Source organism: Cellulosimicrobium cellulans, from assembly GCF_042723955.1.
GTDB lineage: Bacteria > Actinomycetota > Actinomycetes > Actinomycetales > Cellulomonadaceae > Cellulosimicrobium > Cellulosimicrobium cellulans_H.
This window is the reverse complement of sequence record NZ_JBHXIC010000146.1, coordinates 1-6052: the sequence shown is the minus strand read 5'-3', so window position 1 is coordinate 6052 and position 6052 is coordinate 1. Positions and strand designations below refer to the sequence as shown.

Here is a 6052-nt window from a genome sequence, read left to right as displayed (position 1 = left end):
CGCGTCTACCATCCGCCGCTCGTTCCTCGCGGCTCCCGCCAGGCCCGCCACGACGCGGCACCACCACCCACCCCGCCCGACGGTGTCTCGCCCTGGTCGTCGCTCACCCCGGGGCGACTGCCCGCGGTGTCGGTCAGCCTCGGGAGCCTCGCCGCTCCGGGCCTCGCCGAGGGACCCGGTCGCCGCCATCTGCGACTCTGTCATCTCGGGGCGGCGACGCCGACGATGGCGGGTGACCGACCGTCGTCGGGCACGAGCACGCCAGGTGGCGACGGCGGGACACGCGACCGATTGCCGTCAGGCACGGTGACCCCGGTTCTGTCTCGGCCGACCAGAGTTCTACCTCGGCGAACCATGGCTCTACCTCGGCAGACCACGGTTCTACCTCGGCGGGCGGGGCGGGCGCAGGAACTTCGCGGGGAACCTCCTCGCGTTGCTCGGGGGCGTGGTGGGCCGACGGCGATAGGTTGCCGACGGAGCGGGCAGTCGGACGATTCGGGGGGACGAGATGGGTGGTCGCACCAGGTACGCGCGTGCGGGGGCCGTCGCGGTCGCGGTCGTCTGCGTGGGGGCGGTGCTGTCGGCGTGCGACGGCGGCGGGGACCTGGAGGTCGCCAACGACAGCGGGGGTGACGTGATCGTCCGTACGGGGGACGAGGAGGCCGAGGTGACCGCTGACGGCGGCGTCGTGTTCCTCGACTACGGCTGCACGCCGGGTGACGTGACCGTCGTACGGGGGTCGGGAGCCGAGGAGGTCGTGGACGGGCCGGTGTGCCCGGACGAGAAGATCGTGATCCACGCCGACGAGGTGGTGCTGGTCCCCGTCGACGTGGACGACGGCTCCTGAGCCGACGTCAGCCGAGGCGCTCGGCGAGGAAGCGGTAGTGCACCGCGGCCATGTGCGCGGCCTGGGCGTTGTTCGCCGCGCCGCCGTGGCCGCCCTCGATGTTCTCGTAGTACGTGACGTCCTTGCCCTCGCCGAGCATCTTCGCGGCGAGCTTGCGCGCGTGGCCGGGGTGGACGCGGTCGTCCTTGGTCGACGTCGTGAACAGCACGGGCGGGTACTCGCGCTCGGCGTCGAACAGGTGGTACGGCGAGAACGTGCGGAGGAACTCCCACTGCTCCGGGTCGTCCGGGTCGCCGTACTCCGCGGCCCACGACGCCCCGGCGAGGAGCTTGGTGTAACGGCGCATGTCGAGCAGCGGGACGCCGACGATCACGGCGCCGAAGAGCTCGGGGTACTGCGTGAGCATGTTGCCCGCGAGCAGGCCGCCGTTGGAGCGACCCTCCATGCCGAGGTGCTCGTGGGTCGTGATCCCGCGGGCCACGAGGTCGCGCGCGACGGCGGCGAAGTCCTCGTACGCGCGGTGCCGGTTCGCCTTGAGCGCGGCCTGGTGCCAGGCCGGGCCGTACTCGCCGCCGCCGCGGATGTTCGCGACGACGTAGACGCCGCCGCGCGAGAGCCAGGCACGGCCGAGCGCGCCGGAGTAGGCGGGGGTCAGCGAGATCTCGAAGCCGCCGTACCCGTACAGCAGCGTCGGCGCGGTCCCCGCGCCACCGTCGCCCGCGCCCTCGACGAGGTCCGCGCGACCCACGACGAAGTACGGCACGCGCGTGCCGTCGTCGGACGTGGCGAAGTGCTGCGCGACGGTCATGCCGTCGGCGTCGAAGAACGCGGGGTTGGACTTGACGACCTCCGGTGCACCCGCGGTGCCCGGCCGCTCGCCGAGCGACAGGAGCGAGAGCGTCGTGGGCGTGAGGTAGTCGGTCGTGACGAGCCACAGGTCGTCGGTGTCGACGGGGTCGACGGCCCCGACGGCCACCGTGCCGAGCTCCGGCAGGCCGGGGATCTCGGAGCGCACCCACGGCGCGTCGGCGGTCTCCTGCCCGACGGCGGTCCCGGCACCTCCAGGCGCGGCGGCGTCCGGCGGCGTGAGCACGTGCAGGCGGTTCTTCACGTCGTCGAGCACGTTGACCACGAGGTGGTGGCGCGTCCACGTCGCGCCGGCGAGCGACGTCGTCGCCGTGGGCTCGAAGAGCACGGTGAAGCCGCGGTCGCCCGCGAGGAAGTCGTCGAACCGGGCGACGAGCAGCGAGCCCGCGCGGTACGTCGCGCCGCCGACGGTCCAGTCGTCGCGCAGCTCGACGAGCAGCCACTCGCGCCGCACCCCGACCTCGGCCGAGTCGGGCACGTCGATCTTCGTCAGGCGCTGCTCGGGCGTGCCGGTGTGCTGGGCGAGGTAGAGCTCGTCCGAGTAGAACGCCTTGGAGCGGTGGACGAAGTCCCGCTCGAACCCGGGCGTGTGCGAGCGCCAGGCGGAGATGTACATGTCCTCGTCGGTGCCCTCGTAGACGGTCGCGGCGTCGTCGAGCGGGGTGCCGCGCGTCCAGCGCTTGACCACTCGTGGGTACCCGGACGGCGTGAGCGTGCCCTCGCCGAAGTCGGTGAAGACGTAGACGGTGTCGGTGTCGATCCACCCGAGCGAGCCCTTGGCCTCCGCGCGGAAGAACCCGCCGTCCGCGGGGGCGACGAACCGCTTCTCGACGAGGTCGAACTCGCGCGTGACGTCGGCGTCCGACCCGCCGGGGGAGAGCTCGACGAGCGCGTGCCGCCACGGCTCGCCCGCGGCGAGCTGCTCGGGGGTCGGGCGCAGGACGCTCGCGCCGTGCCAGACCCACGACTCGCCCTCGGCCGCGGCGAGCGCGTCGAGGTCGAGCACGGTCTCCCACTCGGGGTCGTCCGTGCGGTAGGACTCGAGCGTCGTGCGGCGCCAGAGGCCGCGCTCGTGCTGCGCGTCGCGCCAGAAGTTGTAGTACCGGTCCCCGATCTTGGAGACCTCGGGGATCTTGGCATCGGAGTCGAGCACCTCGCGGATCGCGCGCTCCGTCGTGGTGAACTCCTCGGCGACCTCGAGCGTGTCGGCGACCTCGGCGTTGCGCGCACGGACCCAGGCGAGCGCCTCGTCGCCCTCGACGGCCTCGAGCCAGAGGTACGGGTCGTGGGGCGCGCCGTCGTCGGGGAGCGTGGTCTCGGCGGGGTTCTGGGGCGCGGGCGCAGGGCTCGTCGTCTGCTCGGCGGTCATGGTCCCCCACCCTACGGCGGTGCGGGCGGTGGTGCGGAGGTCACCGGGTGACCGGGACCTTGGGCCCCGAACGGCCGTCCGGTCTTGTCGGGCGGCGCGCCTTGTGAAAACATTCACAAGTAGAGAGACCGCTGAAGGAGCCGGGGCAATCCGGCCCCGGCAGCACCCGCGGCCCGACGTCCGGCCCCGGCCGGGCACCGGAGGGGACGCATGAGCGCGAAGAGCGCCGGCACGAAGGTCGAGAACCGCACCGAGGACACCCGCACGACGCAGGAGATCGACGTCCTCGTCGAGCGAGCCCGCAAGGCGCTCGACCAGTACATGAGCCTCACGCAGGAGGACGTCGACCGGATCGTCCTCAAGGCGTCCGTCGCGGGCCTGCACCAGCACGGGCACCTCGCCCAGATGGCCGTCGCCGAGACCGGGCGCGGCGTGTTCGAGGACAAGGCGACGAAGAACATCTTCGCGTGCGAGCACGTGCCCAACTCGATGGCGAACCTCAAGACGGTCGGCGTCATCGGCCGCGACGAGCTCACGGGCGTCGTCGAGATCGCCGAGCCCGTCGGCGTCGTGTGCGCCGTGACGCCGGTGACCAACCCGACGTCGACCACGATCTTCAAGTCGCTCATCGCGCTCAAGACGCGCAACCCCGTCGTGTTCGCGTTCCACCCGAGCGCGCAGCGCTCGTCGGTCGAGGCGGCGCGCATCGTGCGCGACGCCGCGGTGGCCGCCGGTGCTCCCGACGACTGCATCCAGTGGGTCGAGCACCCGTCGATCGAGGCGACCAACACCCTCATGCACCACCCGGGCGTCGCGCTCATCCTCGCGACGGGCGGCAACGGCATGGTCCGCGCGGCCTACTCGGCCGGGAAGCCCGCGCTCGGCGTCGGTGCCGGGAACGTCCCGGCCTACGTCGAGAAGAGCGCCGACCTCGGCCGCGCGATCAACGACGTGGTCATGTCGAAGGCGTTCGACAACGGCATGGTGTGCGCGTCGGAGCAGGCGCTCATCCTCGACGACGTGATCTACGACGACGCCATGCGCGAGCTGGCCCGCCTGCACGCCTACCGCGCGACGCCCGCCGAGAAGGCGATGCTCGAGCGCCTCATCTTCGGGGTCGAGGCGAGCGGCGCGAACTGCGCCGGCGCCAAGCTCAACCCCAAGGTCGTCGGCAAGTCGCCCGTGTGGATCGCGCGCGAGGCCGGCTTCGAGGTCCCCGACGACACGTCGATCATCCTCGCGGAGATCGACGACGTCGGCCCCGACGAGCCGCTGAGCCGCGAGAAGCTCACGCCCGTCCTCGCGGTGCTGCGGGCGCGCGACACCGAGCACGGCGTCCGCCTCGCGGAGCGCATGGTCGAGCTCGACGGCCTGGGCCACTCGGCCGCCATCCACACGGCGGACCAGGACCTCGTCGAGCGCTACGGCTCGCGGGTCAAGGCCGTGCGCGTGCTGTGGAACAGCCCGACCTCGCTCGGCGGCATCGGCGACATCTACAACGCGCTGCTCCCGTCGCTCACGCTCGGGTGCGGCAGCTACGGCGCGAACTCGGTGTCGAACAACGTGTCGGCGGTCAACCTCATCAACGTCAAGCGGATCGGGCGGCGCAACAACAACATGCAGTGGTTCAAGGTGCCCGCCAAGACGTACTTCGAGCCCAACTCGATCCAGTACCTCGCGCAGATGCGCGACGTGCACCGGGTCACGATCGTCACCGACAAGGTCATGAGCCGCATCGGCGTCGTCGACCGCGTGCTCGACGTCCTCGCCCGACGCGAGGAGAAGGTCGCGATCCAGATCATCGACGCGGTCGAGCCGGAGCCGAGCGTCGGCACCGTGAACCGTGGCGCCGAGTCGATGCGCGACTTCGAGCCCGACACGATCATCGCGATCGGCGGCGGCTCGCCCATGGACGCCGCCAAGGTCATGTGGCTGCGTTACGAGCACCCGGAGATCGAGTTCTCCGACATGCGCGAGAAGTTCTTCGACGTGCGCAAGCGCGCGTACAAGTTCCCGGAGCTCGGGGGCAAGGCCAAGCTCGTGTGCATCCCGACCTCGTCGGGCACCGGCGCCGAGGTGACGCCGTTCGCGGTCATCACCGACCCGGAGACGGGCTTCAAGTACCCGCTCGCGGACTACGCGCTCACCCCGACCGTCGCGATCGTCGACCCCGTCCTCACGGACACCATGCCCGCCAAGCTCGCGGCCGACTCGGGCTTCGACGCCCTGACGCACGCGACCGAGGCGTTCGTCTCCGTCTACGCGAACGACTTCACCGACGGGCTGTGCCTCCAGGCGATCAAGATGGTCTTCGAGCACATCGAGGACTCGGTCACGCAAGGCGCGGCGGCCCCCAAGGCGCGCGAGAAGATGCACAACGCGGCGACGATCGCGGGCATGGCGTTCGGCTCGGCGATGCTCGGCATCGTGCACGCCATGGCGCACACCGTCGGCTCGACGTTCCACCTCGTGCACGGGCGCACCAACGCGGTGCTCCTGCCGCACGTGATCCGCTACAACGGCCAGGTGCCCACCAAGCTCACGAGCTGGCCCAAGTACGAGCGCTACGTGGCCCCCGAGCGGTTCCAGGAGATCGCCAAGCACCTCGGGCTGCCGGCCTCCACCCCGGAGGAGGGCGTCGAGTCGTACGCGAAGGCGGTCGAGGAGCTGCGCGCCAAGGTGGGCATCGAGTCCACGTTCGCCGCGCAGGGCGTCGACGAGCGGGCCTTCCTGAGCCGCCTGGACGACCTCGCGCTCCGGTCGTTCGAGGACCAGTGCGCCCCCGCGAACCCGCGGATGCCGGTCCTGGAGGACATGCGCGACATCCTCGTCGCGGCCTACCGCGGCAGCAGCCGCGAGGTCGTGCGCGCGGAGCGTCGGGGGGGGCCGCCCGGGCCCGCGGGCGCGGGCGCCGCGCCGGGGGCGCCCCCGCGCCCGGCCGGGTGGGGGCGGGCGGGGGGGCCCCGCGC

The 6052-nt window shown here is 72.0% G+C and carries 3 protein-coding genes; 2 read left to right on the top strand and 1 reads right to left on the bottom strand.

Annotated elements, in window-relative coordinates:
* The first annotated feature begins 508 nt into the window (after window positions 1-508).
* The gene (locus ACFWH7_RS20520; RefSeq protein WP_378219448.1) at window positions 509-847 is read left to right on the top strand and encodes a hypothetical protein; all 339 of its coding nucleotides are present in this window, start codon (window positions 509-511) and stop codon (window positions 845-847) included.
* Window positions 848-854: 7 nt separating this feature from the next.
* Here ACFWH7_RS20520 and ACFWH7_RS20515 read toward each other — a convergent pair whose 3' ends face one another.
* Complete coding sequence (locus ACFWH7_RS20515) at window positions 855-3083, bottom strand: prolyl oligopeptidase family serine peptidase (protein WP_378219446.1); 2229 nt, start codon at window positions 3081-3083, stop codon at window positions 855-857.
* 210 nt (window positions 3084-3293) lie between these two features.
* On the opposite strand from ACFWH7_RS20515, the gene adhE reads away from it, so the two are divergent.
* The coding region (adhE, locus tag ACFWH7_RS20510; protein ID WP_378219444.1) for a bifunctional acetaldehyde-CoA/alcohol dehydrogenase at window positions 3294-6052 on the top strand (2759 nt) is incomplete at its 3' end.

Excerpts from the sequence above, each read along its gene's own strand:
- ACFWH7_RS20520 (WP_378219448.1), top strand. The coding sequence starts at position 509 with ATGGGTGGTCGCACCAGGTACGCGCGTGCGGGGGCCGTCGCGGTCGCG.
- ACFWH7_RS20515 (WP_378219446.1), bottom strand. The coding sequence starts at position 3,083 with ATGACCGCCGAGCAGACGACGAGCCCTGCGCCCGCGCCCCAGAACCCC.